The sequence below is a fragment of the Mesorhizobium sp. Z1-4 genome, assembly GCF_004000235.1.
In the GTDB taxonomy this organism is placed as follows: domain Bacteria; phylum Pseudomonadota; class Alphaproteobacteria; order Rhizobiales; family Rhizobiaceae; genus RCIO01.
This window is the reverse complement of record NZ_RCIO01000008.1, coordinates 48,176-72,840: the sequence shown is the minus strand read 5'-3', so window position 1 is coordinate 72,840 and position 24,665 is coordinate 48,176. Positions and strand designations below refer to the sequence as shown.

Below are 24,665 nucleotides of genomic sequence, written 5' to 3'. Positions count from 1 at the left end.
TGTGCGTTTGCGTCCCGAAGCCATCGACGATGGAGAACGCGGAACCATGGCTGACATCATATCGATCAGGTCCCATCCCACTTGGGGGTCCGAACCACTGTCGCGAATTGCGCGTGGAGAGGGAGCGATCATCATGTTTCCAGGCGTGCGCTACGAACGCACGACGGAAACAGCCTCCGATAAGAGGGCGGCGAAGGCTCCCCGGGCGAGAACAGGCGACAGGGGCAAGCGCAAGTCGCAGGCCTGATGGGGCTCAGGCAGACTCACATCTTATTCTTGCCAGAAAACCTTCAATAGCGGCGCGCCATGTCGGGTCCGGCACAAAGGCCCGAACCACAACGATGCCCTCTTCCAGATCGGCTTCCACAAACACGGCGTCGACGAAACTTTCGGGGAGGGTTTTGCGGACTTCGATCGTCTGCACAGGCGTGAGGACGACAAAGTCCATCATCCCATCCGTGGCCGTACGATCATTGAAGCTGTAGATGTTCTGGCCGTTTCGATCGTAGACCGACATCGACCAGAAGGGCACCGTTCCGTCGCCGTGAACATGCACGACCCCGTCCTTGAGATCGAAGCGGCAGGCAACCGCAGCAAACAGCGGATCGACCGAGCGTACCAGCGGTGTTGTCGCCCCGGATCCACCGATGCGGGTGACCGCATAGTGATCCGAGGACTGAGACAGCAGAGACCAGGCGTCGCGCTCGGTATAGTAAGGCAGAAGCATCAGCACAGCGATGTGAACGATGCCGGCACCGAACAGGCTCAGGACCGCCGTGTAGGCAAGCCTATTCATCGCAGCTTACCTTGAGCACCTGGGGCAGGGATATTTCGAACACACGTGCCGATGTGGCGGCCGGCGTGTCGTAGAGCGTGAGCACGAACTGCATTGCGCCCTGTCCGCTCAGACCCAACCAGTTTCCAGGAGCGGCATGGCGGCTCGCTACAATACTGATGGCGCCGTCTTCGGTGCGCAACATCTCTTGCGAGTGGAGTGCCGGGATACGACGCACGGTGGGTGGCAACACAACCCGCTGATCATCTGCCGCATAAAGGGTCCAGAAGCGCGCCGAGGGGATGGGTCCCTCGATCTGATAGGTGCATTCGCGCTTGAGAGCCGCTCCGGTGGTGTCGTGACTGGCGACGAAGGTGATGCCCTCCGCACGCCCCAGTGACAGGCCGCCCTCGCGCGCGAAACGAGCTTTGGAATATGTGTCGGCGTCAGGTGTGCCAACGTCGGGGAAGGCCGTCCATCCGCTGATGATGACCGCGCCGATGCCCTCGCTGGCATTGAGTGCGAGCCAAACGCTTGCGGCCCCGCCGCCAATGGAGGTGATCAGAACCACCGCTATCGTGGCGAAAAGGCGGATCATGAACGGCTCTGCCGGGTTGGGCGAAGTCCGGGGGGCTCCGGCAGAGCGGTTTGGGTGTTCTGCATAATGTTTCGCGACAGGCTGGAGCGATCAGTTGGAGCTGGGCTGGTTCTGTTCGTCAGCTGCCGGGCTGAGGGCCGACAACGTTTCAGGCGCGGCGGGAACTTCCATGGGCGGCGTGCGGTGGAAAATCTCTGCCATTTCATTAAGGAAATCAGTGGTGGCGGACGACATCACCGGCGGGCGCTCCAGAGTTTGGGAGGGATCGGGATTTTGCGGCTTGGCCCTGGCGACACCGATCGGTGCGACGAATGGATCGTCGATCCCTGGAATAGGTTTCAGCTCGGTATTCTGGTGCGCGTAGCTCATGAGGCGCTGCCACGTCATGGCGGGCAGAGAGCCGCCGGTCATACGCCGGGTGACCGAGAAGTCGTCATTTCCCAGCCACACGGCGGCCGTGTAATTTCCGGTGTAGCCGACATACCAGGCATCGCGGTAAGCCTGCGTGGTACCGGTCTTGCCGGCCGAACGAATGCCCTCGAGCGCGGCCCGGCGGCCAGTTCCCCATTCGGGTATCTGCACCATGATGCTGTTCATCTTTGCGGCCGTGTCTTCCTTCAGCACGCGGTGCGGCGCGGGCTCGTCTTCGCTGAAGTCGTAAAGCGTTTCACCGGTATGGGAGATGAGCTGATTTATTCCGTGCCGGGTGCCGGCGATGCCGCCATTGGCCAGCGTGAGATAGCCGGTCGCCTGGTCGAGTACGGTCATGCTGGACACGCCGAGCACCATGGTCTTGTGATTTTCGATCGGCGATTCCACGCCCATCGCATAAGCGAGTTCGCGGATCGGCTTGATGGACAGGAAATCGCGGGCCAGGCGGACCGGTACGGTGTTGATCGACTTGACGAGCGCGGTAGTCAGAGTCATCCGGCCGGAATAGCCGCGCGTGTAGTTTTTGGGCGACCAGCCGCCCCAGCTTATCGGCCCATCGGATACCACTGAATCCGGTGTCAGCCCTGCCTCCATGGCAGCGGTGTAGACATAGGGTTTGAACGACGAGCCGGTCTGGCGGAGCGCCTTGGTTGCGCGGTTGAACTGGCTGGCGCCATAGTCCCGGCCGCCGACCATCGCGCGCACCGCACCGCTGTTGTCGAGCACGACGATTGCGCCTTCCTCGACGCCGTAGCTCTTGCCGTGCTGACGCAGATTGTACTCGAGCGACTCTTCGGTGGCACGCTGGATGCCCATGTCGATTGTGGTGCGCGCAACAAGGGAATGGTGTGGAATTTTGGAAGCCGTGGCGACGCGCTTCACTTCGTCGAAAGCCCAGTCGAGGAAATGGTCGGGGCTTTCCTGATCGCCGCGGTCGACCGGCGTTGCAGGGCGAAGCCGCGCCGACAGTACCTGACCTTCCGTCATGTAACCGGCTTCGACCATTGCCGACAAAACAATGTTGGCGCGTTCGCGCGCCGCGGGCAGATTGACATGCGGTGCGTAGCGCGCAGGCGCCTTGAAGAGGCCCGCCAGCATTGCGGCTTCAGCAACCGAAACGTCGGTGATCGGCTTGTCGAAATAGAAGTCGGCCGCCGCCGCTATGCCGAAGGTGCCGCCGCCCATATAGGCGCGGTCGAGGTAGAGTTGCAGGATTTCGCGCTTGCTGAGGTTCACCTCAAGCCAGAGCGCAAGGAAGGCTTCCTTTATCTTGCGTTCGACCGTGCGTTCATTGGTGAGGAACAGGTTCTTGGCGAGCTGCTGGGTGAGCGTGGAGCCGCCCTGTACGACGGAATTGGCGCGCACGTTCTGCGCCAGGGCGCGGGCAAGACCGACAAAGTCGATGCCGAAATGCTCGTAGAACCGCCGGTCCTCGGTTGCCAGCACCGCGTTGACGACATGTTCCGGCAATTCCTCGACGGGAAGTGAATCGCGTTGGATGATGCCGCGCTGGCCGATTTCATTGCCGTAGCGGTCTAGGAATGTGACGGCATATTCGCCCTGGCTTTTCCAATCGCCTGCGGTTTCCTCGAATGCGGGGAGGGCAAGTGCGAACAGAAGCACGGCGCCAGCTGCACCGAGGGTCATGCCTTCACTGGAGAGCTCGAAAAATGCGCGGCTGAAACCTGTAAAACGGAACCGGCGAAAGAAAATGGTGATGGATTCCCAGAATTCCGCGAGCTTGAAACCGGCATCGTACAGGGTCGAGTCGAGCCATGCGTCAATCTCGAGCAGGCGCGTGGCGCGCGGGCTCTTGGATTTGCGAGGCTCGAACGGATTGTCCATGCGTGGCGCGGTTCCCTGGCTGTCCAGTTGAATCTGTTATCAGATACGGGCCATTTCGGGGCAAGGTCTTTACCGGACAGACGCGGACTCTTCCCGATTTTGGCCCGCTCCACAAGGGTAAAGAGCCGGAATGGTAACCGCTGCAGAAAAGAACAAAGTCCTAGGAATTTTTTCTTGACACCGTGACGGTGCTGCTGTAGGGTTTAGATATCGTCCGACAGTTGCGTTTGACGCGGCGCTGGCCCGAAAAATTGCCGGGGGTGGCAGGCGTAATGCACTCGGACAGTTCAGTTTTCTCGCAAATCGATGGAGCGCGCGATGACCTCGGCCGGAACGGTTGCGGCATGGTCTGCCATGCGCGCTGTCTACGAGGGGGCTCTGCCGAACGCGGAACTGCTGGCAGCGATTTCGCGAAAACGCCCGAAGACGATCGAATGCCGCGCAGTCCGCGAGGGTTGGCTCAAGGCCGAGGAAAGCACGGAAAGGCTGACGCTGGCGGAGCGGATTTCGCGACTGGCGAACGCGCTGGTCGGCGAGATGGAAACGATCGAAAAGGAAGGCAAGGGCGGCGTCTACGACAAGGCGCGCATCGAGACGGTGGCGGCGTTGATGCGGGCGCTTGAAAAGGCCGGCGAGCTGATTGGCGCCGAGCCCGGCAAACAAGAACAACAGAAAAAGACTGATGCCGAAAAGGCCGACATCCTGCGCCGTATCGACGAGCGTATCGTGGAACTCGCGCGCTTCTTCGCCGAAGAAATCGTGGCCGGGCGGGCTGACGCAGGATGAGGCAGCACTCATTGAAAATGAGTGGGTCTCCAACGCGATAAGCTGGCAATACCCGTTCGGCGGCGCGCCGGATCGCTGGCTGGTGCTCGGTGGGCGCGGTGCGGGTAAAACGAGGCTCGGCGCCGAATGGGTGAATGCTCTTGTACTGGGTTTGGCGCCCTTTTCGCTGAGCCGCTACGGCCAGATCGCGCTTGTTGCCGAAACGTTGGGCGATGCGCGCGAGGTGATGATCGAAGGGCCGTCGGGCATCGCCACGATCGCCCGCGGCGACCGACCGAAATATGAGACAAGTCGCCGGCGGCTGGTCTGGCCGGCAAGCGGCGCGGTGGCGCAGGCTTTTTCGGCGGAGGACCCGGACAGCCTGCGCGGGCCGCAGTTCGAGGCGGCCTGGTGTGACGAGATCTGCAAATGGCGGCACGCCGACGCGACGTATGACATGCTGCAATTTGCGCTGCGGCTGGGCGAGCGGCCACGCCAGATCATAACGACGACACCGAAGCCGGTGCCGATCCTGCGGCGGCTGCTGGACGACCGTGGCGTTGTCGCGCGGCGGCTGAAAACACATGACAATGCGGGAAATCTGGCGCCGGGATTTCTGGCAGCACTTGAGGAGCGCTACGGCGGAACGCGCCTCGGCCGCCAGGAGATCGACGGAGAGCTGATCGATGACCGTCCTGACGCACTGTGGAACCGCGCCGCGCTCGAGGCGCTGACTGGCGGCGCGCCACACGAACTGAAGCGCATCGTCGTTGCGGTCGACCCGTCAGCGACTGGTCATGCCGGGTCGGCGGCCTGCGGCATCGTCGTTGCGGGCACGACAATGAATGGCGACGCCCTCGTGCTGGCCGATGGCACGATTGCCTCCGCCAGCCCGACCGAATGGGCAGCGAAGGCCGTAGGATTCTACCATCGATATGAGGCCGACAACATCGTCGCCGAGGTGAACCAGGGCGGCGACATGGTGGCGACGGTGATCCGCATGGTCGATCCCGATGTGCCGGTGAAGCCGGTGAGGGCGAAACGCGGCAAATGGCTGCGCGCCGAACCGGTGGCCGCGCTCTACGAACAGGGCAGGGTGCACCACGCGAAGCGCATGCCCGAACTGGAAGATGAAATGTGCGACTTCGGCCCCGACGGACTGTCCAACGGCCGCTCGCCGGACCGCGTCGATGCGTTGGTGTGGGCGATCACGGAACTGCTGATCGCGGGGCGGGGAGAACCGAAAGTCAGGGCAATAGGGCAGTAAGGCAGTAAGGCAGCAGGGCAGTATGGAGGCCGACATCGGCCGCATTGCCCAATCGCAGACCTATTGCCCTACTGCCATGTTGCCGTACTGCCCTCGAAACTGAGGAACCATCTGACATGCAATTCAACTGGCCCTGGGCGAGGCGCCCCGGAACGATTGCGGCTGCCGAAAAGAAGGACGCAACACCGGGTTTCGTTGCACTGCACATGCAAGGCGAGGCGATCTGGACGCGGCGCGATTATGCGACGCTGGCGCGCGAGGGCTTCATGCGCAACCCGGTCGCGCATCGCTGCGTGCGGTTGATTTCAGAAGCTGCCTCCGCCATTCCCTGGCTGCTCTACGAGAGCGCCTCGGAGCTGCAGCAGCACCCGTTTCTGGAATTGCTGGCGCGGCCGAACGCACGCCAGTCGGGCGCGAGCTTTCTGGAAACGCTTTACGGGCATCTGCTGATTTCCGGGAACGCGTATTGCGAGCTGGTCGAGGCCGGCTCAGAGGCGCGCGAGCTTCATTTGCTGCGGCCCGACCGGGTGACGGTCGTGGCCGACGCGGAAGGCTGGCCGACCGCGCTCGAATACCGGACGGGTAGCGCCAAACGGCGTATTTCTCTGGGCAATGAGGGCGAAGGCGGCGCGCTGCATCTGACGACATTCCACCCGCTCGACGACCATTACGGCTTTCCGCCGATCGAGGCGGCACTCACCGCTCTCGACTTGCACAATGCATCAGGACGCTGGAACAAGGCGCTGCTCGACAATTCGGCAAGGCCGTCGGGCGCGCTGGTCTACGCGCCGAAGGACGGCGGCAACCTGACCGAAGAGCAGTTCTCGCGGCTCAAGGCCGAGTTGGAAGACGGCTACACCGGTGCTGCCCGCGCCGGCCGGCCGCTGCTGCTGGAAGGCGGGCTCGACTGGAAAGCGATGGGCCTGACGCCGAAGGACATGGATTTCGTGGAGGCGCGCAACGGCGCAAGCCGCGATATCGCGCTCGCCTTCGGTGTGCCGCCGATGATGCTGGGCATCCCCGGCGACAACACCTATTCGAACTATCAGGAGGCGAACCGCGCTTTCTATCGCCTGACCGTATTGCCGCTGGCGCTGCGGGTGGCGGCCGAATTCACTGCCTGGCTCGGCGCGCGCTTCGGCGAGGGGCTGCGCCTCGATCTCGACATCGACCGGATCGAGGGCCTATCGGCAGAGCGCGATGCGCTGTGGGCGCGCCTCGAAGGCGCAAGCTTCCTGACCGACGATGAAAAGCGGGAGGCGGTGGGGTATGGCGCACGGGGTGAAGGCCGATGAGTGTCGCGCTTCTGGCGACTATCGCCGAGGCGCGTTTGCGCGATGATGCCGCTCGGTTCCGGCTGCATCTTGCAGCGGAGCGGGTGCGTGCTGCGCTAAAGTTCAATCCGAACTGGGCAAGCCAGCCTCGGGTGCCGGCAGGCAACTCCGACGGCGGGCAATGGTCGAATGAGCATGCAAGGTCCAATCCGGGGACATCATCGTCGCCTAGGCTAGCCAACGCTGGGGATTTTGGCACTCTAGTTGCACAACTGGGAAGGGGCAGGAACAAGTTATGTGTCTACAAATTCTCGAGTTTTTCCGTTGTGGTTGATGGACCTTTGGTCGGCGACGTATGTTGGCCATCCCTACACTGGTCAGCAACGACGCACGGTCGACTATTGAACGACAACTAGTCGGTGGATTTGAGTATCACGACATGAGCGACATATTGCCGATCAACTTCTCCTTGTCGGACGCAGCTCGACGGCGCCTTGAGGAGCTGGAGGATAGTTTCAACGAGCGTTACCCGGATGATCCCGCAGCCATTCTAGGCTTCGGATGGGGTTACATGCTGGGAACCAGCCCCGACAAAGGAAATGTCGCTATCGGATTTCATCGCCAATCGGAAAAACGGGCGGTGGTGGCTGGCGCCCAGGAAGCATTCGGGCGGCAGGTCATCTTCGCGGTCAGCGAGGCGAACCATCGTCGCTTCGAAGGCAAGATCCTTGATCTGGATGACCAGAACCAGCTCTATTTGCGCGATCCTGGCGATACAGGCCAGTGACCTACGAGAAAGTCCGCAAGGTTCTGCTGAACGATTGGGACCCGATCGGGATCAACGATCAGGCGGGCGCTGATGACGAGTACGATGCGTATGCCGGGCGTCTCCATGCGCTGCTCGCAAGCGGCTCATCTGCCCGCGATATCGAAGCGTATCTGATCAGGATCGAAACGACCGAAATGGGCCTGGTGCCAAACCGCGAGCGGGCAAGGCGGGTTGCCGAGCTGTTGGTGCAACTCGATCGCGAAGAACACGACTAAACAATCGACCATGACCGAAACCGAAACCTTATGGCTTTGGCTTGCCAAGGCCGGCGGAGCCATTGCGGGGTCGGCAATCTCGCTCGCTTATGTGCTGCCTGATGACCGCCGCGAGGCCGCCATACGCTTCGCGGTCGGCGTCGCCTGCGGGCTGGTCTTTGGCGGTACGGCGGGCCTGAAGATTTCGGCCGAGCTCGGCATTGCCGGCGCGCTGGGGCCGGGAGAGCTGATGCTGATGGGTTCGGCGGCGGCAAGCCTGTGCGCCTGGTGGGCGCTGGGTCTGATCATGCGCGTGCTGACCAAGCCCCGGCGCAACTGACGTTCAATTCAAAATTCGGAGACAGACAATGGGTCACCGGCAGATGCTGGCTGGCGAGCGCAAACGTGTGGAATTGCGGCTGGGCGACGTCGAGAGCGACGGGTCGTTCTCAGGCTATGCCAGCCTGTTCGGGCGCGTCGATCTCGGCCGCGACATCGTGGAGCGCGGCGCGTTTGCGAGATCGCTTTCGAGGCGGGGCGCGTCTGGCATCCGCATGCTCTTCCAGCATGACCCCGCGGCGCCGATCGGAGCCTGGAGCGAGGTGCGTGAGGACGCGCGCGGGCTCTTCGTGCGTGGCCAGCTCGCGCTGGACTCCGCCAAGGCGCGTGAAGTGCATGCGCTGATGCGCGGCGGCGCGCTGGACGGGCTGTCGATCGGCTTTCGCACGGTGCGTGCCCGCAAGGAAACCAAGTCCGGCGTGCGGCGCATCCTGGAGGCGGATCTCTGGGAAATCTCCGTCGTCACTTTTCCGATGCTGCCTGAGGCGCGGGTCGAGTCCGTGAAGAGCCGCCGCCGTGCGCCAATCGAAGAGTTCGCCCCTGACCGGCTGATGGCCTCCATCCGCCGCGCAACGCGGATGCTGAATGAAACCGTCTGCTCAACGAAAGGAAATGCCTGAGATGCAAGAGCTGAGCCCGGCAGGCGCGCCGGAAACCAAAAGCGCGACCACGCATGAACTGAACGACGCCTTCGACACCTTCATGACCTCCTTCGAGAGCTTCAAGGAGGCGAATGACGAGCGCCTGCAGCAGATCGAAGCGCGCATGAGCGCGGACGTGATCACTTCCGACAAGGTGGATCGCGTTTCGCGCGCGCTCGACGAACAGAAGCGCGCTATCGACCGGCTGGTGCTGAAGCGTTCGCGCCCGCAGCTCGACGGCGGGTTCGATCTTTCGCCAGTCGCACTCGAGCATCACGAGGCATTTGATGCCTATGTGCGCAAGGGTGAGGAGCGCGGCCTGCGCTCGGTCGAGGCGAAGGCGATGTCCTACGGCACGCCGGCCGATGGCGGCTATCTGGTTCCGGACGAGACGGAGCGCGAAATCGGCCGCAGGCTCTCCACGCTGTCGCCGATCCGGTCGATCGCGTCCGTGCGGCAGGTGTCAGGCGCGGTGCTGAAGAAGCCGTTTGCGATCACCGGGCCCTCTGTCGGCTGGGTGGCCGAAACCGCAAGCCGCGCGCAGACCAACACGCCGACGCTGGACGAGCTGCAGTTTCCAACCGCCGAGCTCTACGCGATGCCGGCGGCGACCGCGACGCTGCTTGAAGACGCCGTTGTCGATATCGACCAGTGGCTGGCGGCGGAAATCGAGGTAGCGTTTGCCGAGCAGGAGGGCGCAGCCTTCATCTCCGGCGACGGCACCAACAAGCCGAAGGGCTTCCTCGACTACACGCAAGTGGCCGAAGCCAGCTGGGCCTGGGACAAGATCGGTTATGTGGCGACCGGCGTGGACGGCGACTTTGCCGCTTCCGATCCAGCGGATGTGCTGATCGATCTGATCTACGCGCTGAAAGCCGGCTACCGGCAGAACGCCAACTGGGTGCTCAACCGCAAGACGCAGGCCGCACTTCGCAAGCTGAAGGACGACCAGGGTAATTACATCTGGATGCCGCCTGCGGCACCCGGCAGCCGCGCCATGCTGATGGGCTTCCCGGTGGTGGAAGCCGAGGACATGCCTGACATAGGCTCCGACACGACGCCGGTGGCGTTCGGCGACTTCGCGCGCGGCTACCTGGTGGTCGACCGCACCGGCGTGCGGGTACTGCGCGATCCCTATTCCGCCAAACCCTATGTGCTCTTCTACGTGACGAAGCGCGTTGGTGGCGGCGTGCAGGATTTCGACGCGATCAAGCTGCTCAAATTCGGCACCGCGTAACTCCGTTGCCGGCGGTCCACCCCTGCCGCCGGCATAGGTGCCGAGGCGGTCCCGGTTTTCCCTCCCGCCGGGACCGCTCCCTCCATTCCTGACACACGGATATTTGCATGACGCTCTTCCGGACCGCGGGTCCAGACGTCGAGCCGGTGACGCTGGCCGACGCCAAGGCCGCGCTGCGCATCGATCACAGCTCCGAAGACGACCTGATCAGCGGGCTGATACGCGCGGCGCGCGAAGAGGTGGAAGCGACCACCGGGCTCGCCATGATCGACCAGGACTGGCGGCTCGTGCTCGACGGAATACCGCCGAACGGGCTGGTTCTGCTGCGCCGCGGGCCGATACGCGCTCTGACGGCCGTGACGGCATATGGCGCCGACGGCGAGGCATCGCTGATCGCAGCCACTGACTATCAGCTCGACGCGCTTTCGCGACCGGCGAGGTTGCATTTCGATACGCCGCCAGGCGACTTGCGCACACTCAACGGCATCGAGGTCGATTTCACTGCCGGCTATGGCGAGGCTGCGACGGATGTTCCGGATCTGCTGAAGCGCGCCGTGCTCATGCTGGTGTCGCACTGGTTCGAATTTCGCGCTTCCTTTGGTGCCGACCAGCAGCCGGTTTCGATGCCGGATGGCTACAGCCGGCTTCTGTCGTCATTCATGTCGCGGAGGCTGGATTGAGGGTTGAATTCATCGATCCCGGCCAGCTTCGTCATGAGGTTGCGCTGGAAAGTGCAACGCTGACGCCCGACGGGCTGGGCGGTCACACGGAAAGCTGGGCGGAGGTGGCGACAGTCTTCGCGCGTATCGAGCCGGTCGGCGCGACGAGCCGGTTCGGCGCCGGGCAGACGCGTGAGACGGCCTCGCATCGCTTCACGATCCGCCATCGCGCAGACGTGGCCAGCGGCATGCGTTTCACGGCCAGCGGCCGCATCTTCGAAATTCTGACCGTGAGCGACCCGGACGAGACCGGGCGCTATCTGGTCTGCAGAACCAGGGAGGACGGCCTGTGAACGTGACGATGACGCTGACGATGGAAGGCATGTTGCGCGCCCTCAAGGGACGTGCCCATAGTCTCGCCGAGGAGATCGAAAGCGCCGCGAAAGCCAGGCGAGATACAAAGGTCTCGACCGAAGCACCGACAACACCCCGACTGAAGGCACGCCGCGATGACCGCGCCAGCCGCTGAAGTCCAGAAGGCCATCCACACGGCATTGTCCGGAGATGCCGGCGTGCTTGCGCTGCTTGGCAGCGCTCGCGTCTACGACCACGCGCCGCCGAACGTTCCGTTTCCCTACATCACCTTCGGCCGGACCAGCATCTACGATTGGAGCACGGGCACCGAGAGCGGCACCGAGCAGCTGCTGACGCTGCATGTCTGGTCGAAAGGCAAGGGCAAGAAGGAAGCGCATGCGCTGGTCGACGCGGTGGGCGAGCGGCTCAACAAAGCCGACCTGGCGCTCGACGGGCATGAGCTTGTCAATCTGCGCCTCGAATTTTCCGAGGTGCGCTTCGATGAAGACCAGTCCGTGCACCACGGTCTGCTGAGGTTCAGGGCCGTGACCGAGCCTTCGGCCTGACACGCGCAATTTAGCGACATCACCAGAAAAGACAGGAGGCCCGCGTGACAGCGCAGAAGGGCAAAGACGTGCTCATCAAGCTCGATGAGGACGGGTTGGGCAGTTTCGTGACCGTGGCCGGGCTGCGCACGAAGCGGCTCGCTTTCAACAGCGAGACGGTGGACGTAACCGACGCCGACTCGGTCGGTCGATGGCGCGAACTGCTAGCCGGCAGCGGCATGCAGCGCGCTTCGCTGGGCGGCTCAGGCATCTTCAAGGATGCGGCGTCGGACGCGCGTATGCGCACGGCATTTTTCGATGGCGAGATCATCGACTGGCAGCTCGTCATTCCCGATTTCGGCACGGTGGAAGGACCGTTCCAGATCACCGCGCTCGAATATTCCGGCAATCACGACGGTGAAGTTGCGTTCGAGCTGGCTCTGGAATCGGCGGGCGCGCTGACCTTCGGTGCCATGTGATGGCGGTCAACCGACGCCGTGGCGAGGTGGCCGCGATTCTGGATGGGCGCGAGCGGCGGCTTTGCCTGACGCTGGGCGCACTGGCCGAACTGGAGGCTGCCTTTGCCGCTGCCGATCTCAACGCGCTCGTGGAGCGCTTTTCCGCAGGCCGTTTCACTGCGCATGACCTTACCAGGATCATCGCGGCGGGGCTCAGAGGTGCCGGCGAAGACGTCGGCGACGAAGATGTTCGCGCCATGCAATGTGAAAACGGTGCGGCGGGTTTCGCGCGCATCGTGGCCGACCTTCTGACGCAGACATTCGGCGCGCCAGCGCAGGGTGTGGCGACCGAGTGAACGGCAAGCCGTTTCCCTGGGACGAAGTGATGGCGTTCGGCCTTGGTCGGCTGAAGCTTTCGCCGCAGGCCTTCTGGGCCATGACGCCGCGCGAACTGGCGGCGGCGATGTCGGCATATGCGGTGCAGGTGGCAGCACCGGAGCGCAGCGCGCTGGCCGAACTGATGAACCGGTTCCCCGACCGAAAGGCGGACTAAATGGCAGAAGAAATGAAGGTCGACGTGGTTGCCGATACCACATCGTTCCGCGACGAACTGATCCTGCTCAAGGATCTGTCAGCGAGCTTCGGCGCGCAGCTGACGGGTGCGCTGAAGACGGCGGCAGTGAGCGGCAAGTCGCTCGACGACGTGCTGCGGCGCATCGCGCTCAACCTGGCCGGCATGGCGCTGAACAAAGGGCTGCAGCCGCTGCAATCGCTGGCCGGTTCGTTTTTCTCGTCGTTTTTTGGGGGTATCCCCGGCTTCGCGAAAGGCGGCGTTGTGCCGTTCGCCTCGGGCGGCGTGGTGAACACGCCCACCTACTTCCCGCTCGGCGGCGGCGCAGGCCTGATGGGCGAAGCAGGGGCGGAAGCGATATTGCCTCTGCAGCGCTCCGCCGACGGGCGGCTCGGCGTTTCGGCTGGCGGTGGCGGCAAGCCGGTGACGGTCGTCTTCAACGTTTCGACACCAGATGTAGGCTCGTTCCGCAAGTCCGAAGCGCAGGTGTCTGCGATGCTGGCGCGAGCGGTCGGCCGCGGGTCGCGGGGGCTATAGAGATGCCTGACCTTTCGAGCTTTCACGACGTGCTTTTCCCGACCGCCATCTCCTTTGGTGCGACCGGCGGGCCAGAGCGGCGCATCGAAATCGTCCAGCTCACCTCGGGTGCTGAAAAGCGTAACGCGCGGCTGGAGGCTTCACGGCGGCGTTACGATGCCGGTACCGGCATTCGGTCGCTCGACGACCTTTACGAACTGACAGCGTTCTTCGAGGCGCGGCGCGGCAGTTTGCATGGCTTCCGTTTTCGCGACCCTTTCGACCGTAAATCCGTGCCGCCGGCGGTTGCGATCTCGCCGACCGACCAGGCTATCGGCACCGGCGACGGTTCGAACGCTGAATTTGCGCTCGCCAAGACTTATGGGTCGGGCGCGGACGCCTATGTGCGGCTGATCACCAAGCCGGTGGCCGGCTCGGTACGCGTCGCAGTCGGCGGTGCCGAGAAGACCGAGGGCGACGACTTCACGGTCGATGCCACAACCGGGCTGGTCACATTCGGTGCCGGCAAGGAACCGGCGGTCAGCGCGCTCGTGACGGCGGGCTTCGAGTTCGATGTTCCGGTGCGCTTCGATGTCGAGCACCTTTCGGTGAGCCTGACGGCCTTCGAAGCCGGGCAGATACCCACAATTCCACTTGTCGAGATAGCGGGCTGAGGCTGTGACGTTCGAGAACCATCTGGCCGGCACGGCGACGACGCTGTGCTACTGCTGGCGGCTGACGCGGCGCGACGGCACGGTGCTGGGCTTCACCGACCATGACCGCCCGCTGACCGTGGACGGCACCTTATTTGAACCAGAGGCCGGGTTCTCCGCCAGCGAGGCGCGCAGCGCGCTTGGGCTCGGCATCGACAGCGCGGAAGTCGACGGCGCGTTGTCCTCCGACAAGATCACCGAGACGGATATCTCCGATGGGCTCTACGACGGGGCCGTGGTCGAAACGCTGATCGTCAACTGGAACGCGCCTGCGCAATTTTCTGCGATCGGGCGCGCAACCATTGCCCGTATCACGCGGTCAGACGGCCGCTTTGTCGCCGAACTCGAAGGGCCGGGGCGGGCGCTCGACTTCGTGCGCGGGCGCTACATCCATCGCCACTGCTCCGCGGAGCTGGGCGACGAACGCTGCGGTGTGAACCTCGGCCTGTCGCAGGGCGAAGTGGTATCACTGTCGGGCACCGACACGCTGGTGGTGACCGGGATCGAATCCTTCGCGCAGGGCTGGTTCGCCAATGGCGTTCTTACCTGGATGACCGGGGCACGGACCGGCCAGACCGAGCGGGTGGTCGACTTCAGGCACGATGCGGCAGGTACGATACTGATCATCTGGCAAGCGGCTTCGGTGCTGCCGGCGCCTGGCGATCAGTTTACAATCGTGGCCGGCTGCGACAAGCGCTTCGCGACCTGCAAATCGAAGTTCGGCAACAGTCTCAATTTTCGCGGCTTCCCGCATCTGCCGGGCAATGATTCCGCCTACGCCTATGTCACGTCAGACGGCGAGTTCGACGGCGGACCGCTGGTTCCATGAACATGCGCGAGATGACCGCTGCGGCCGATCCTGATCTGGTGGTTGCCGAGGCGCTGCGCTGGGTCGGTACGCCCTATCGCCATCAGGCGAGCAGGCTGGGTGTCGGCTGCGATTGCCTCGGCCTTGTGCGCGGCGTCTGGCGGGCGCTGCTGGGCGACGAGCCGGAAAGCGCCGGACCTTATGCGCCCGACTGGGCAGAGACATCGAGGGAGGATCCGCTTTTCGCCGCCGCGACGAAGCACATGCTTGCAACGGCTGGCCTCGAGCCGCGCCGTGGCCATGTGCTGCTCTTTCGCTGGCGACCGCACATGGCAGCTAAGCATGCCGGCATAGCCCTCGACGAGAAGCGGCTGATCCACGCCTATCAGGGACATGCGGTGATGATCTCGCCGCTGGTGCCGCAATGGCGCCGACGCATCGCAGGCCTGTTCGCGTTTCCCGCCGCAGGCGGTTCAACCAGCAAGCGATAATATGGCGACGATACTTCTACAGGCAGTCGGCGGGCTGATCGGCGGCGCACTAGGTTCGACAGGTGCGGCTATCGGCACGGCCGTCGGCGCGCTTGCCGGTTATGCGATCGACCGCGCCCTGATCAACAGCACGCGGCATGTCGAAGGGCCGCGCCTGAGCGGCGCAAGGCCGTATTCCGCGGAGGAGGGCGCATCGCTGCCGCGCGTTTACGGCACGGCGCGAATCGGTGGCACGATGATCTGGGCGACTCGCTTCGAGGAGCAGAGCCAGACCGAGCGGCAGGGTTCGAAAGGCGGCGGGCCGCGCACGACCACCTACACCTATTTCGCCAATGTGGCGTTCGCGCTGTGCGAGGGCGAAGTGGCAGGCGTGCGGCGGGTCTGGGCCGACGGGCTTGAGCTCGATCTCGCCGCTGTCGAGATGCGCATGTACCAGGGCTCGGGCACGCAGCCGGCCGATCCTCTGATCGAGGCCAAGCAAGGCGCGGGCAACACGCCTGCCTATCGCGATACGGCCTATGTGGTGTTCGAGCGGCTGCCGCTTGAAACCTATGGCAACCGTATCCCGCAGTTTCAGTTCGAGGTTATGCGCCCCGTTGGCGGACTGAGCGAGCGGGTGAAGGCAGTGACGCTGATACCCGGCTCGACGGAATACGGCCTGTCGCCGGCCGTGGTGACGCGGACGCTCTCACCGGGCGAGGTCGTGCCCGAAAACCGCAACGTGTTGCACGCCTCTAGCGACATCGTGGCCGCGCTGGACGAATTGCAGGTGCTTTGTCCGAACCTCGAACATATCGCACTTGTGGTGACCTGGTTTGGCGATGATCTACGGGCCGGCAGCTGTACCGTACGCCCGAAGGTCACGCAGACCAATCCGGCCGGTATTTCACAGTCCTGGTTGGTTTCTGGGCTCGATCGCGCGAGCGCGCTGGCGGTTTCGCAGCATCAGGGCGGCGCGGCTTATGGCGGCACGCCGACCGACCGTAGCGTGATGGACGCGATTTCCGAGATCAAGGCGCGGGGCATCAAGGTCACGCTCTACCCCTTCGTGATGATGGATGTGCCGGCCGGCAACGCGTTGACCGATCCCTACACAGGCGGAAGCGGTCAGCCGGCCTATCCCTGGCGGGGCCGCATCACCTGCTCGCCGGCACCTGGTGTTTCCGGAAGCGCAGACAAGACCGCCAGCGCCCGGAGCCAGGTCGACACCTTTTGCGGGTCGGCTGTGCCCGCGCATTTCAGCGCCGCCGGCGACACCATTGCCTTTTCCGGGTCGGCAAGCGACTGGGGCTATCGGCGCCTCATCCTCCACTACGCGAAGCTGGCGGCAGCGGCGGGTGGCGTCGACGCTTTTCTCCTTGGTTCCGAGCTGCGCGGACTGACGGCGCTGCGCGATGGCCTGGGCGCTTTTCCGTTCGTGGAGCAGCTTTGCGGCTTGGCTTCCGACGTGCGCGGCATTGTCGGAGGCGGCACCAAGATCAGCTATGGTGCCGACTGGTCGGAATATTTCGGACACCAGCCGGGCGACGGCACAGGGGATGTGCTGTTCCATCTCGACCAGCTCTGGTCGCATGCCGACATCGATGCGGTGGGCATCGACTGCTATTTCCCGCTGGCCGACTGGCGCGACGAAGACCATGGCGCAGGCAGCCCCGACGGCTATGCCGGACCCTACGACGTTGCGAAGCTGCGCGAGGCTATCGCTGCCGGCGAGGGGTACGATTGGTACTACGCTTCGGATGCCGATCGGCTGGCTCGTACGCGCTCGCCGATTTCGGACGGCGCCTACGCCAAGCCTTGGGTTTACCGCTACAAGGATCTGGTGAACTGGTGGAACAACCACCACTACGACCGGCCCGGCGGCGTGGAGGCGGGGAGCCCGACCGCCTGGGTGCCTCGTTCCAAACCGATATGGCTGACCGAACTTGGCGGGCCGGCGGTGGACAAGGGGCCGAACCGGCCGAATGTATTTCCCGATCCGAAGTCGGCCGAAAGCGCATCGCCGCATTTTTCGAACGGCGCGCGGTCGGACATCGCCTCGCAAAGCCTGATCCAGGCCCATCTCGACCGTTGGGACGGCGTTGCTGCCGATTTCGACGCGGACCAGAACCCGGTTTCCGAGGTCTATGGCGGGCGCATGCTGGACGCCTCGCGCATCTATCTGTGGGCGTGGGACGCACGGCCATTTCCGGCATTTCCGCTGCGGCGCGATCTTTGGAGCGACGGCGACAACTGGCTGCTCGGCCATTGGCTGAACGGCCGCCTGAATGGCGTCGCCGTTTCGGACCTGATTGCCGCCGTCATGGAAGATTTCGGCGCCGGTACTGTGAGTGCGGCCGGCGTGTCCGGTTCGGTGACGGGTTACATCGTTTCCGACCCGACCACTGCCAGGAGTGCGCTCGAGCCGCTGGCGGACCTGTTCGGTCTGTCTTTCGCTGCCGGCGAGGTTGGTCTTGTGGTCACCAGCGACGACGTGCGCCCCGCCGCGGTAAGCGCGTTATCGGAACTTGTGATCGGGGACGGCGAGCCGGTGATCAGCAAGACCCGGCTGCCGGATCACGAATTTCCGTCCGAATCTGTTCTCGTCTTTGCCGATCCGATGCAGGACTATCAGTCGGCCACAGCTCGGCGCCTGCACCCCGATGCGCCGCATGACGGGCAGGATTATCAGAGTTTCCCCGGCGCGTTGGACCCGGCGCAGGCCGAAAGCCTGCTGGCCGATCGAACCCGCCGCAAATGGATGGGACGCGAGGAGGTGCGTTTCGCGCTGCCGCAATCGCGTATCGATGTCGGTGCCGGCGCAGTCGTGCGGCTGGAGCAGGGATCGGCGGCCACCGATTATCTGGTCACGAATTGCGAGGCCGGGCTGACGCGCCAGATCAGTGCGCGGCGGTTGCGCCCCGTAGCGCCAGCGCCTTGGCGAGCGCAGGTCGTCGGGCAGGCGAAAAACAAGGTTCCGCGCGCCGGGCCGCCGCTCGCGGTGTTTCTCGACCTGCCGCTTTTGCCTGGCTACGCGGAACCGCGCAACGCGTTAAGGCTTGCACTGCGTGCTTCGCCCTGGATCGCACACGCAGCCTATGTGTCGCCGGGAGAGAGCGGCTTCGAACGCCGTGGGCTTTTCTCCCGCGAGGCGACGATCGGAGTGCTCGATGCGCCGCTTGCTGGCGGGTTTGAGGGCCGGTACGACGATGCGAGTGTTCTCGATGTGACGCTCTATTCTGGCGAACTTTCCAGCACCGCCGATCCGAATCTGCTCAACGGAGCGAATGCGGCGGCGGTACAATCGAACAGTGGTGCGTGGGAGGTGCTTCAATTTGCGAACGCCGAAGAGATCGGCCCTTCGCAATGGCGGCTGACCCGGCTGCTGCGCGGCCAGCGGGGCAGTGGCGCGGCTTTGAAGTCAGGCGCGGACGCGGGAGCGCATTTCGTGCTGCTGGATACCGCCGTGGGCGCGGCGGGGCTGAACGCCGCCGAGGTCGGGCTCACGCTTAACTGGCAGGTCGGGCCGCTGGGCTCCGATTTTGCCGGACCGGCTTTCGCGAATGCCACGCTTGCTGGCGGGACACGCGCGCTGACGCCGCTTTCGCCGGTACATCTCGATATGCAGATTGGCTCAGGTGGAGATGCCGAATTCACCTGGGTGAGACGCGACCGGCTAGCCGCAGACACCTCATGGACCGGCGCCCTGCCGCTTTCGGAGGATGATGAGTCCTACCTGATTTCGGTTGCCGCTCCGGGCGGATCGGCCGTCAGAACAGTCGCAGTAACGTCTCCCGCATGGACCTATTCAGCGGCCGAAATCGCCGCCGATTTCGGGTCGCCGCCAGCTGAGATCGAACTGACCGTGCAGCAGCTGAGCGGCACAATCGGTCCTGGCGACCCCGCAGTCTCTGTTTTCGACTACTCCTGACCATCTGAAAGGACGTTCCGTGGATAGCATCAAACCTTGGTATCTTTCGCGCACGATCTGGGCCTCTGTTGTGACTGTCGGCAGCGCAGTAGCGGCGATTTTCGGCATTCCGGTCGCTGGCCTCGACAATGCGGCATTAACGGAGACCGTGCTGCAGGGAGTGACCGCAATTTCCGGTATCGTCGCAATTTTCGGGCGCGTTGGCGCAATGAGCCGCATTGCGTAGAAGGTCTGTTATCTTACCTTGAGCGATCGGCGATCTCAGTATACCTGATCGCCGATATTGCGAGGTGGATAAATGTATGCAGAGAAGACCGGCAGTTGTGCTTGCGGATCCGTTACATTCAAGGTTATTGCACCTTCGACTTACGGCGCTTGTCACTGTGAAATGTGCCGCCGCTGGTGCGGCGGTATTTGGATGGGTGTGGTCTGCGAGGAAGTCGTATCGATTACAGGCACAGTGATCGAGTGGAAGTCATCCAAAATCGCTTCACGCGGCTTCTGCGGAGACTGTGGAAGCTCTGTTTGGCACAAGCCTAGACATACTCAGAAATTCACCTTCGGCCAGGGGCTGTTCGATGACCAGTCGGACTGGCGGTTGACCCGCGAACTGTTCGACGAATTGCGGCCGAACCATTACGCATTGGCTGAACGAGGCCAAAAGGCATTCACCGGCTGGGGAACGCTTTGGGCGGCACTCCTGGGACGTCTTCCCCGCTAGCGCGTTGTTACGCCGCCGGCTGTCATAATGAACTTCTTTCGTTCATTTCACGTTCAGGCCCGATCGGTTAAACAGGCAGCATGAAAACGTACACCAAATGGCTGGCGGCCGCCTTGTTTGCCGCATCTGTGCCCCTGGCTCCCGCTGCCGCGGCTGCCGGCGTTGTGCAGGTCACGCCTGCCGTGCCGGAGAACGGCATCCCCATTGTGACGGTCCAAAGCAGCTGCAGCGCGGTCGGCCAACAGCAGGCCGCGAAATACGGTGGCACGCTGGCTAGCGTCAGCGCGGAAAATCGCGGTGGCCGTACCGTATGTGTCGGGGTCGTGATCGTGCCGGCGAAGGATGGCGAACGCGGACGTCGCGTGTCTTTCGAGGAGCCGCTTTAACGGCTATCTATTGAACGGGGACCGGCTACTCCGGCCCCCGTTTTGTCACGAGGGGGGTAATCGATGCGCATTCTGGTCGTGGAAGACGACAAGGATCTCAATCGCCAGATTGCAGAAGCGCTCGCCGACGCGGGGTATGTCGTCGACAAGGCCTTCGACGGTGAGGAAGGTCACTTTCTCGGCGACACCGAACCGTATGACGCCATCGTGCTTGATATCGGCCTGCCACAAATGGACGGTATCAGCGTACTGGAACGCTGGCGCCGCGACGGCCACAAAATGCCTGTGCTGATGCTGACTGCGCGCGATCGCTGGTCCGACAAGGTGGCTGGGATCGACGCCGGTGCCGACGACTATGTCGCGAAACCCTTTCATATCGAAGAGGTTCTGGCGCGCCTGCGCGCGCTCATCCGCCGTGCGGCGGGTCACGCGTCAACCGAGCTGACCTGCGGCCCCCTCAGGCTCGACACAAAAGCCTCCAAGGCCGACGTCAACGGCATGACGCTGAAGCTGACATCGCATGAATTCCGCCTTCTTGCCTACTTGATGCACCACATGGGCGAAGTCGTCTCTCGAACCGAGCTGGTGGAACATCTCTACGATCAGGACTTCGATCGCGATTCCAACACCATCGAGGTATTCGTCGGCCGGCTGCGCAAGAAGATGGGGATCGACCTTATCGAGACCGTGCGCGGCATGGGCTACCGTATGCGTGAGCCGCAGGCGTGACCGGGCGCCGGAAAGCCTCGCGAGGCTGACAGCTCCATGCCGTTTTTCCGGCAACTTTTCCGCTCGCTCACCTTTCGCGTCATCGCCTTTTCTTCGGTCTGGGCAGTGCTTGCCCTGATCGTCATCGCTACCGTGATCTCCACGCTCTTCAGGCAGGCGAGTGAACGCGGTTTCGAGAGCCTACTCTCTGCGCATCTGTTCAACCTCATCAGCGCCGTCAATGTTGCCGACGAGGGCATCCTCACCGGTCTCCCCAACCTGAGCGACCTGCGTTTCGCCCAGCCGCAGTCTGGCTGGTACTGGACGGTCGAGCCCGTAAGCAGCAATTTGCGGGGCGAATTGAGCTCGCCGTCCATGACCGGGCCGGTGCCCGGAGTTTCGACGAGCGTTGTTCCGTTCGACGACCGCTTTCAACGCCGCTACCGGGCCCTGGGACTTGCCGGTGAGGAACTCGAAGTCATTGAAAGCGAGTTCGTGCTCGATGACGAGAACCGCGTTGCGCGTTTCCGGATGATGGGCAACCGGACGGAACTGGAAAGCGAAATCGCCGCGTTTGAGCGGCAGCTTTATACATATCTCAGTGTCTTCGGTCTTGGCATGATCGGCATCAACGCCGTTGCCATCTTTCTGGGGCTAATCCCGTTAGGCAAGGTCAGCCGGGCGTTGGCGAGGATTCGCGAAGGCTCCGCACAACGGCTCGACGGCCGTTTTCCAACCGAGATTGCCCCGCTAGCTTCCGAAACCAATGCATTGATCGAAAGCAACAAGCGCATCATCGAGCGCTCGCGCACGCAGGTGGGCAATCTCGCGCATTCGTTGAAGACGCCGCTCGCAGTGATCCAGAATGAAGGCCGCGCACTGGATGACGCCAAGGGCAAACTGATCGCCGAACAAGCGTCCCTCATGCGCGATCAGGTCGAGCATTATCTGCAGCGTGCTCGCATGGCTGCACAACGCGAGAGTGTGGTGTTCCGTACTCCCGTGGCCGAAACGCTTCAGCGGCTGGTACGCGTTACGCGCAAGCTCTCGCCGGACAAGGAACTCAAGCTGATATTGCCGGAGGAGGAGCTGATCTTTTCCGGCGAGCGCGAGGATCTCGAGGAGATTGTCGGAAATTTGCTGGAAAACGCGATGAAGTGGGCGGCCGGCAAGGCGCGCATTTCGGTGGAGACCGGTGCTGACGATGCCGAAGGGGAGCGGTTTCGCTTGACGGTCGAAGATGATGGCCCCGGTATTCCTGATGACAAAGCGCGCGAGGCGGTGAAACGCGGCCGCCGGCTCGACGAATCGAAACCGGGCACCGGACTCGGCCTCTCGATTGTTGCCGATCTCGTCAGCGAATATGGCGGTGCGCTGTCGCTTTCCCGCTCAGACCTTGGAGGACTCAAGGTCGATCTGATCTTGCAGCGTGTCGATGCCTGACATCATCAACCATTTGTGTGGCGCATGCGGGCCGCATTTCGGTCAAATATAAGGGTTAGCCAGACCTCTACTGATGCTTCTGCGAATTCGAGCGGCAAATCAAACAATGAAAGCAATTCTCACAATGCTCGGCGTGGTGCTTTTGCTGGGCGGCTGCGCAACGAGCGGCGGCGGCAGTTCCGCGCTTGTCGGCAGCTTTGCGGGAACGAACCAGCTGTCGCGCAATTCCGCCGCCCGCCCGATCGGCAATGGGCTGATTGCTGCCTATCAGGGTGCGCGGCTGGCCGCGGGCGACAGGCGCCTCGCGCTCGAAGCCGAATATCAGGCGCTGGAGTACACGCAGGCCGGTGAGCCTGTGTCGTGGACCGGCACGGATGGCGGTGTCAAAGGCCAAGTAACCGCATATCAGCCCTACCGCGTGGGATCGCAGGATTGCCGCCAGTATCAGCATGTGCTGCAGCACGGCGGCTCGCCGCAAACGCTTCTCGGCGCAGCGTGCCGCAACGAGGACGGCAGCTGGTCTCTTTTGACCTAGCTGGCCGCGTCAGGGACCCGACGCCAAATGGTCGCAACCCCCGCCTATAGGCTGGACGGCACCGTGGCGATATTACCACCGGCATGATTGTCTTCTGGATAGTCGCAGCGCTGATGACGGCCGCAGCATGTCTGGCGGTCATTTTGCCGTTTCTTCGGCCGCAAGCCAGTTTGGAAACAGGGCACGACGTCGAGGTCTATCGCGACCAGCTTGCTGAAATTGATCGCGACCTGGCGCGCAGAGCAATTTCGCCGGCCGAAGCGGACGAGGCCAAGGCCGAGATCGGCCGCCGGATTTTGCGGGCCGCCGAAAACAGGCCCGGCGGTACAGAGCGCGCCGACAGCAGTCTGACACGCATTGCCGCAACCCTGGCGATCCTGCTTGTGCCCGTCCTGGGTCTCGGCGGCTATCTCTATCTGGGATCGCCGGCGATACCTGATCAGGCTCTTGCGGCGCGGCTGGATGCCAACCCCTCAACAAACTCCGTCGAAGAGTTGATAGCCCGCGCCGAGCGGCATCTTGTCGAGAACCCGCAGGACGGGCGCGGCTGGGACGTGCTGGCGCCGATTTACCTGCGTGTAGGGCGCGCGGAAGATGCGGTGATCGCGTTTCGCAATACGATCAGCCTGAACGGCCCCAACGCCGCGCGCGAAGCCGGGCTTGGCGACGCGCTCTTTCAATTGGCCGGCAACGTCGTTACGGCCGAGTCGCGCGAGGCATTCGAACGCGCGCTTGGACTTGACGGTGCCAATCCGAAGGCACGCTTCTTCCTGGCTCTCGCGCTGGCACAGCAAGGCGATACGGAATCGGCCGCCGGCCGATGGCGGGCCCTGTTTGATGATCTGCCGCAGGATTCGCCCTGGCGTGGCACGATCGTGCAGGCACTGGAACGCGTTCACGGGGCGCCAGCCCCGCAACCGGGAAGCGGACCGTCCGCCGAGGAGATCGAAGCCGCAGCCGATATGACGCAGGAGGATCGTGCGGCGATGATCGAGGGTATGGTCGCGCAACTTGCCGAACGCATGCGCGACAATCCTGACGATGTCGCCGGATGGCAGCGTCTGATACGGTCATATTCGGTGTTGGGCCGGGCCGACGACGCGCGCGCGGCATTGCAGAGCGGCGTTGAGGGACTTGGCGCCGAAAGCAGTGCGGCTCAGGAACTGATCGGCTTCGCCGCCGGTCTTGGGATAGCGTTGCCGGAGAGCCGATGACCCGAAAGCAAAAACGGTTGACCGTGATTGTGGGCGGCCTTGCGTTTCTGGCGGCGGCGGCGGCGCTGACCTTCTACGCGCTCGGTCAACGCACGTCTTATTTCTACATGCCGGCCGATCTGGAAGCCGCGAATGTTGCGCCTGGCGAGCGGTTCCGCCTGGGCGGATTGGTGGCAACGGGCTCGATCGAGCGCGGGCAGGGGCTCAATGTGAGTTTCGCCGTTACCGATCACGAGCAGACGGTGAGCGTGCGCTATTCGGGAATCTTGCCGGACCTCTTCCGGGAGGAACAGGGCGTCGTAACCGAGGGCGCTTTCGACGAAAACCGCGTTTTCGTGGCCGACAGCGTGCTGGCAAAACACGACGAAACTTACATGCCGCGCGAGGTAGCGGACGCGCTCAAGGAAAAGGGCGTGTGGCAGGAAGAAGAGTGATGG

31 protein-coding genes are annotated in these 24,665 nt (G+C 63.3%); 28 read left to right on the top strand and 3 right to left on the bottom strand.

The window, feature by feature from the left end; genetic code table 11:
* Window positions 1-253 precede the first annotated feature (253 nt).
* The 3 genes from EP165_RS19030 to EP165_RS19020 all read right to left on the bottom strand — a co-directional run bounded on the left by EP165_RS19030 (window position 254) and on the right by EP165_RS19020 (window position 3,650).
* Window positions 254-796: a DUF1254 domain-containing protein gene (locus EP165_RS19030; protein WP_127524435.1), complete on the bottom strand. Its 543-nt coding sequence runs from the start codon at window positions 794-796 to the stop codon at window positions 254-256.
* Complete coding sequence (locus EP165_RS19025) at window positions 789-1,373, bottom strand: DUF1214 domain-containing protein (RefSeq protein ID WP_127524434.1); 585 nt, start codon at window positions 1,371-1,373, stop codon at window positions 789-791. The genes EP165_RS19030 and EP165_RS19025 overlap by 8 nt, the downstream gene beginning before the upstream one ends.
* 90 nt (window positions 1,374-1,463) lie before the next feature.
* Window positions 1,464-3,650 (bottom strand): transglycosylase domain-containing protein, encoded by a 2,187-nt coding sequence (locus EP165_RS19020; RefSeq protein WP_127524433.1) that lies wholly within the window; start codon window positions 3,648-3,650, stop codon window positions 1,464-1,466.
* 318 nt (window positions 3,651-3,968) lie between these two features.
* On the opposite strand from EP165_RS19020, the gene EP165_RS19015 reads away from it, so the two are divergent.
* The 28 genes from EP165_RS19015 (at window position 3,969) to ccmE (ending at window position 24,662) form a co-directional block, all read left to right on the top strand.
* The gene (locus EP165_RS19015; RefSeq protein WP_127524432.1) at window positions 3,969-4,436 is read left to right on the top strand and encodes a hypothetical protein; all 468 of its coding nucleotides are present in this window, start codon (window positions 3,969-3,971) and stop codon (window positions 4,434-4,436) included.
* The gene (locus EP165_RS19010; RefSeq protein ID WP_127524431.1) at window positions 4,333-5,682 is read left to right on the top strand and encodes a DNA-packaging protein; all 1,350 of its coding nucleotides are present in this window, start codon (window positions 4,333-4,335) and stop codon (window positions 5,680-5,682) included. Before EP165_RS19015 ends, EP165_RS19010 begins: the two co-directional genes overlap by 104 nt.
* Window positions 5,683-5,798: 116 nt before the next feature.
* Window positions 5,799-6,977, top strand: a complete 1,179-nt coding sequence (locus EP165_RS19005) for a phage portal protein (protein ID WP_127524430.1) — start codon at window positions 5,799-5,801, stop codon at window positions 6,975-6,977.
* 418 nt (window positions 6,978-7,395) lie between these two features.
* Window positions 7,396-7,743 (top strand): hypothetical protein, encoded by a 348-nt coding sequence (locus tag EP165_RS19000; protein WP_127524429.1) that lies wholly within the window; start codon window positions 7,396-7,398, stop codon window positions 7,741-7,743.
* Complete coding sequence (locus EP165_RS18995; RefSeq protein ID WP_245440228.1) at window positions 7,740-8,000, top strand: hypothetical protein; 261 nt, start codon at window positions 7,740-7,742, stop codon at window positions 7,998-8,000. Before EP165_RS19000 ends, EP165_RS18995 begins: the two co-directional genes overlap by 4 nt.
* A 10-nt stretch (window positions 8,001-8,010) precedes the next feature.
* Window positions 8,011-8,319 (top strand): DUF6107 family protein, encoded by a 309-nt coding sequence (locus EP165_RS18990; RefSeq protein ID WP_127524428.1) that lies wholly within the window; start codon window positions 8,011-8,013, stop codon window positions 8,317-8,319.
* A 28-nt stretch (window positions 8,320-8,347) separates the two neighbouring features.
* A complete protein-coding gene (locus EP165_RS18985; RefSeq protein ID WP_127524427.1) occupies window positions 8,348-8,938 on the top strand; it encodes an HK97 family phage prohead protease in 591 nt (196 codons plus the stop codon).
* The gene (locus EP165_RS18980; RefSeq protein ID WP_501981691.1) at window positions 8,931-10,196 is read left to right on the top strand and encodes a phage major capsid protein; all 1,266 of its coding nucleotides are present in this window, start codon (window positions 8,931-8,933) and stop codon (window positions 10,194-10,196) included. The genes EP165_RS18985 and EP165_RS18980 overlap by 8 nt, the downstream gene beginning before the upstream one ends.
* A 107-nt stretch (window positions 10,197-10,303) precedes the next feature.
* Window positions 10,304-10,876: a head-tail connector protein gene (locus EP165_RS18975; RefSeq protein ID WP_127524425.1), complete on the top strand. Its 573-nt coding sequence runs from the start codon at window positions 10,304-10,306 to the stop codon at window positions 10,874-10,876.
* Entirely contained in the window at window positions 10,873-11,208 is a 336-nt protein-coding gene (locus EP165_RS18970; protein ID WP_127524424.1) for a phage head closure protein, read from the top strand. Before EP165_RS18975 ends, EP165_RS18970 begins: the two co-directional genes overlap by 4 nt.
* Window positions 11,205-11,384 carry a hypothetical protein gene (locus tag EP165_RS18965; protein ID WP_127524423.1) on the top strand — a complete coding sequence of 60 codons (180 nt, stop codon included), beginning with the start codon at window positions 11,205-11,207 and terminating at the stop codon, window positions 11,382-11,384. The genes EP165_RS18970 and EP165_RS18965 overlap by 4 nt, the downstream gene beginning before the upstream one ends.
* Window positions 11,365-11,775 carry a DUF3168 domain-containing protein gene (locus tag EP165_RS18960; RefSeq protein WP_127524422.1) on the top strand — a complete coding sequence of 137 codons (411 nt, stop codon included), beginning with the start codon at window positions 11,365-11,367 and terminating at the stop codon, window positions 11,773-11,775. The genes EP165_RS18965 and EP165_RS18960 overlap by 20 nt, the downstream gene beginning before the upstream one ends.
* Window positions 11,776-11,819: 44 nt before the next feature.
* The gene (locus tag EP165_RS18955; protein WP_127524421.1) at window positions 11,820-12,233 is read left to right on the top strand and encodes a phage major tail protein, TP901-1 family; all 414 of its coding nucleotides are present in this window, start codon (window positions 11,820-11,822) and stop codon (window positions 12,231-12,233) included.
* Window positions 12,230-12,568 (top strand): gene transfer agent family protein, encoded by a 339-nt coding sequence (locus EP165_RS18950; RefSeq protein ID WP_127524420.1) that lies wholly within the window; start codon window positions 12,230-12,232, stop codon window positions 12,566-12,568. The genes EP165_RS18955 and EP165_RS18950 overlap by 4 nt, the downstream gene beginning before the upstream one ends.
* Window positions 12,565-12,765: a rcc01693 family protein gene (locus EP165_RS18945; protein ID WP_281040024.1), complete on the top strand. Its 201-nt coding sequence runs from the start codon at window positions 12,565-12,567 to the stop codon at window positions 12,763-12,765. Before EP165_RS18950 ends, EP165_RS18945 begins: the two co-directional genes overlap by 4 nt.
* Complete coding sequence (locus tag EP165_RS18940; protein WP_127524419.1) at window positions 12,766-13,320, top strand: phage tail tape measure protein; 555 nt, start codon at window positions 12,766-12,768, stop codon at window positions 13,318-13,320.
* A 2-nt stretch (window positions 13,321-13,322) separates the two neighbouring features.
* The gene (locus EP165_RS18935; RefSeq protein WP_127524418.1) at window positions 13,323-13,973 is read left to right on the top strand and encodes a DUF2460 domain-containing protein; all 651 of its coding nucleotides are present in this window, start codon (window positions 13,323-13,325) and stop codon (window positions 13,971-13,973) included.
* A gap of 4 nt (window positions 13,974-13,977) precedes the next feature.
* Window positions 13,978-14,841 (top strand): phage/gene transfer agent baseplate hub protein, encoded by an 864-nt coding sequence (locus EP165_RS18930; protein ID WP_206075950.1) that lies wholly within the window; start codon window positions 13,978-13,980, stop codon window positions 14,839-14,841.
* Window positions 14,842-14,843: 2 nt separating this feature from the next.
* Entirely contained in the window at window positions 14,844-15,311 is a 468-nt protein-coding gene (locus EP165_RS18925; protein ID WP_245440233.1) for an NlpC/P60 family protein, read from the top strand.
* A gap of 1 nt (window position 15,312) precedes the next feature.
* Entirely contained in the window at window positions 15,313-19,221 is a 3,909-nt protein-coding gene (locus EP165_RS18920) for a baseplate multidomain protein megatron (RefSeq protein WP_127524417.1), read from the top strand.
* Between the two features lie 19 nt (window positions 19,222-19,240).
* Window positions 19,241-19,447 (top strand): hypothetical protein, encoded by a 207-nt coding sequence (locus EP165_RS18915; RefSeq protein WP_127524416.1) that lies wholly within the window; start codon window positions 19,241-19,243, stop codon window positions 19,445-19,447.
* A 72-nt stretch (window positions 19,448-19,519) separates the two neighbouring features.
* Window positions 19,520-19,942, top strand: coding sequence for a GFA family protein (locus EP165_RS18910; RefSeq protein ID WP_127524415.1), 423 nt, complete (start codon window positions 19,520-19,522; stop codon window positions 19,940-19,942).
* An 80-nt stretch (window positions 19,943-20,022) separates the two neighbouring features.
* Window positions 20,023-20,328, top strand: a complete 306-nt coding sequence (locus tag EP165_RS18905) for a hypothetical protein (protein ID WP_127524414.1) — start codon at window positions 20,023-20,025, stop codon at window positions 20,326-20,328.
* A gap of 63 nt (window positions 20,329-20,391) precedes the next feature.
* Window positions 20,392-21,057 (top strand): response regulator transcription factor, encoded by a 666-nt coding sequence (locus EP165_RS18900; protein WP_127524413.1) that lies wholly within the window; start codon window positions 20,392-20,394, stop codon window positions 21,055-21,057.
* A gap of 36 nt (window positions 21,058-21,093) precedes the next feature.
* The gene (locus EP165_RS18895; protein ID WP_127524412.1) at window positions 21,094-22,479 is read left to right on the top strand and encodes an ATP-binding protein; all 1,386 of its coding nucleotides are present in this window, start codon (window positions 21,094-21,096) and stop codon (window positions 22,477-22,479) included.
* A gap of 106 nt (window positions 22,480-22,585) precedes the next feature.
* Complete coding sequence (locus EP165_RS18890; protein ID WP_245440227.1) at window positions 22,586-23,014, top strand: RT0821/Lpp0805 family surface protein; 429 nt, start codon at window positions 22,586-22,588, stop codon at window positions 23,012-23,014.
* 86 nt (window positions 23,015-23,100) lie between these two features.
* Window positions 23,101-24,228: a c-type cytochrome biogenesis protein CcmI gene (gene ccmI, locus EP165_RS18885; RefSeq protein WP_127524469.1), complete on the top strand. Its 1,128-nt coding sequence runs from the start codon at window positions 23,101-23,103 to the stop codon at window positions 24,226-24,228.
* Complete coding sequence (ccmE, locus tag EP165_RS18880) at window positions 24,225-24,662, top strand: cytochrome c maturation protein CcmE (protein ID WP_127524411.1); 438 nt, start codon at window positions 24,225-24,227, stop codon at window positions 24,660-24,662. The genes ccmI and ccmE overlap by 4 nt, the downstream gene beginning before the upstream one ends.
* Window positions 24,663-24,665: the final 3 nt, after the last annotated feature.

What these genes read in the sequence shown, in the direction of transcription:
- EP165_RS19030 (WP_127524435.1), bottom strand. Translation starts at nt 796, where the DNA reads ATGAATAGGCTTGCCTACACGGCGGTCCTGAGCCTGTTCGGTGCCGGC.
- EP165_RS19025 (WP_127524434.1), bottom strand. Translation starts at nt 1,373, where the DNA reads ATGATCCGCCTTTTCGCCACGATAGCGGTGGTTCTGATCACCTCCATT.
- EP165_RS19020 (WP_127524433.1), bottom strand. Translation starts at nt 3,650, where the DNA reads ATGGACAATCCGTTCGAGCCTCGCAAATCCAAGAGCCCGCGCGCCACG.
- EP165_RS19015 (WP_127524432.1), top strand. Translation starts at nt 3,969, where the DNA reads ATGACCTCGGCCGGAACGGTTGCGGCATGGTCTGCCATGCGCGCTGTC.
- EP165_RS19010 (WP_127524431.1), top strand. Translation starts at nt 4,333, where the DNA reads ATGCCGAAAAGGCCGACATCCTGCGCCGTATCGACGAGCGTATCGTGG.
- EP165_RS19005 (WP_127524430.1), top strand. Translation starts at nt 5,799, where the DNA reads ATGCAATTCAACTGGCCCTGGGCGAGGCGCCCCGGAACGATTGCGGCT.
- EP165_RS19000 (WP_127524429.1), top strand. Translation starts at nt 7,396, where the DNA reads ATGAGCGACATATTGCCGATCAACTTCTCCTTGTCGGACGCAGCTCGA.
- EP165_RS18990 (WP_127524428.1), top strand. Translation starts at nt 8,011, where the DNA reads ATGACCGAAACCGAAACCTTATGGCTTTGGCTTGCCAAGGCCGGCGGA.
- EP165_RS18985 (WP_127524427.1), top strand. Translation starts at nt 8,348, where the DNA reads ATGGGTCACCGGCAGATGCTGGCTGGCGAGCGCAAACGTGTGGAATTG.
- EP165_RS18980 (WP_501981691.1), top strand. Translation starts at nt 8,931, where the DNA reads ATGCCTGAGATGCAAGAGCTGAGCCCGGCAGGCGCGCCGGAAACCAAA.
- EP165_RS18975 (WP_127524425.1), top strand. Translation starts at nt 10,304, where the DNA reads ATGACGCTCTTCCGGACCGCGGGTCCAGACGTCGAGCCGGTGACGCTG.
- EP165_RS18960 (WP_127524422.1), top strand. Translation starts at nt 11,365, where the DNA reads ATGACCGCGCCAGCCGCTGAAGTCCAGAAGGCCATCCACACGGCATTG.
- EP165_RS18940 (WP_127524419.1), top strand. Translation starts at nt 12,766, where the DNA reads ATGGCAGAAGAAATGAAGGTCGACGTGGTTGCCGATACCACATCGTTC.
- EP165_RS18935 (WP_127524418.1), top strand. Translation starts at nt 13,323, where the DNA reads ATGCCTGACCTTTCGAGCTTTCACGACGTGCTTTTCCCGACCGCCATC.
- EP165_RS18925 (WP_245440233.1), top strand. Translation starts at nt 14,844, where the DNA reads ATGCGCGAGATGACCGCTGCGGCCGATCCTGATCTGGTGGTTGCCGAG.
- EP165_RS18920 (WP_127524417.1), top strand. Translation starts at nt 15,313, where the DNA reads ATGGCGACGATACTTCTACAGGCAGTCGGCGGGCTGATCGGCGGCGCA.
- EP165_RS18910 (WP_127524415.1), top strand. Translation starts at nt 19,520, where the DNA reads ATGTATGCAGAGAAGACCGGCAGTTGTGCTTGCGGATCCGTTACATTC.
- EP165_RS18905 (WP_127524414.1), top strand. Translation starts at nt 20,023, where the DNA reads ATGAAAACGTACACCAAATGGCTGGCGGCCGCCTTGTTTGCCGCATCT.
- EP165_RS18900 (WP_127524413.1), top strand. Translation starts at nt 20,392, where the DNA reads ATGCGCATTCTGGTCGTGGAAGACGACAAGGATCTCAATCGCCAGATT.
- EP165_RS18895 (WP_127524412.1), top strand. Translation starts at nt 21,094, where the DNA reads ATGCCGTTTTTCCGGCAACTTTTCCGCTCGCTCACCTTTCGCGTCATC.
- EP165_RS18890 (WP_245440227.1), top strand. Translation starts at nt 22,586, where the DNA reads ATGAAAGCAATTCTCACAATGCTCGGCGTGGTGCTTTTGCTGGGCGGC.
- ccmE (WP_127524411.1), top strand. Translation starts at nt 24,225, where the DNA reads ATGACCCGAAAGCAAAAACGGTTGACCGTGATTGTGGGCGGCCTTGCG.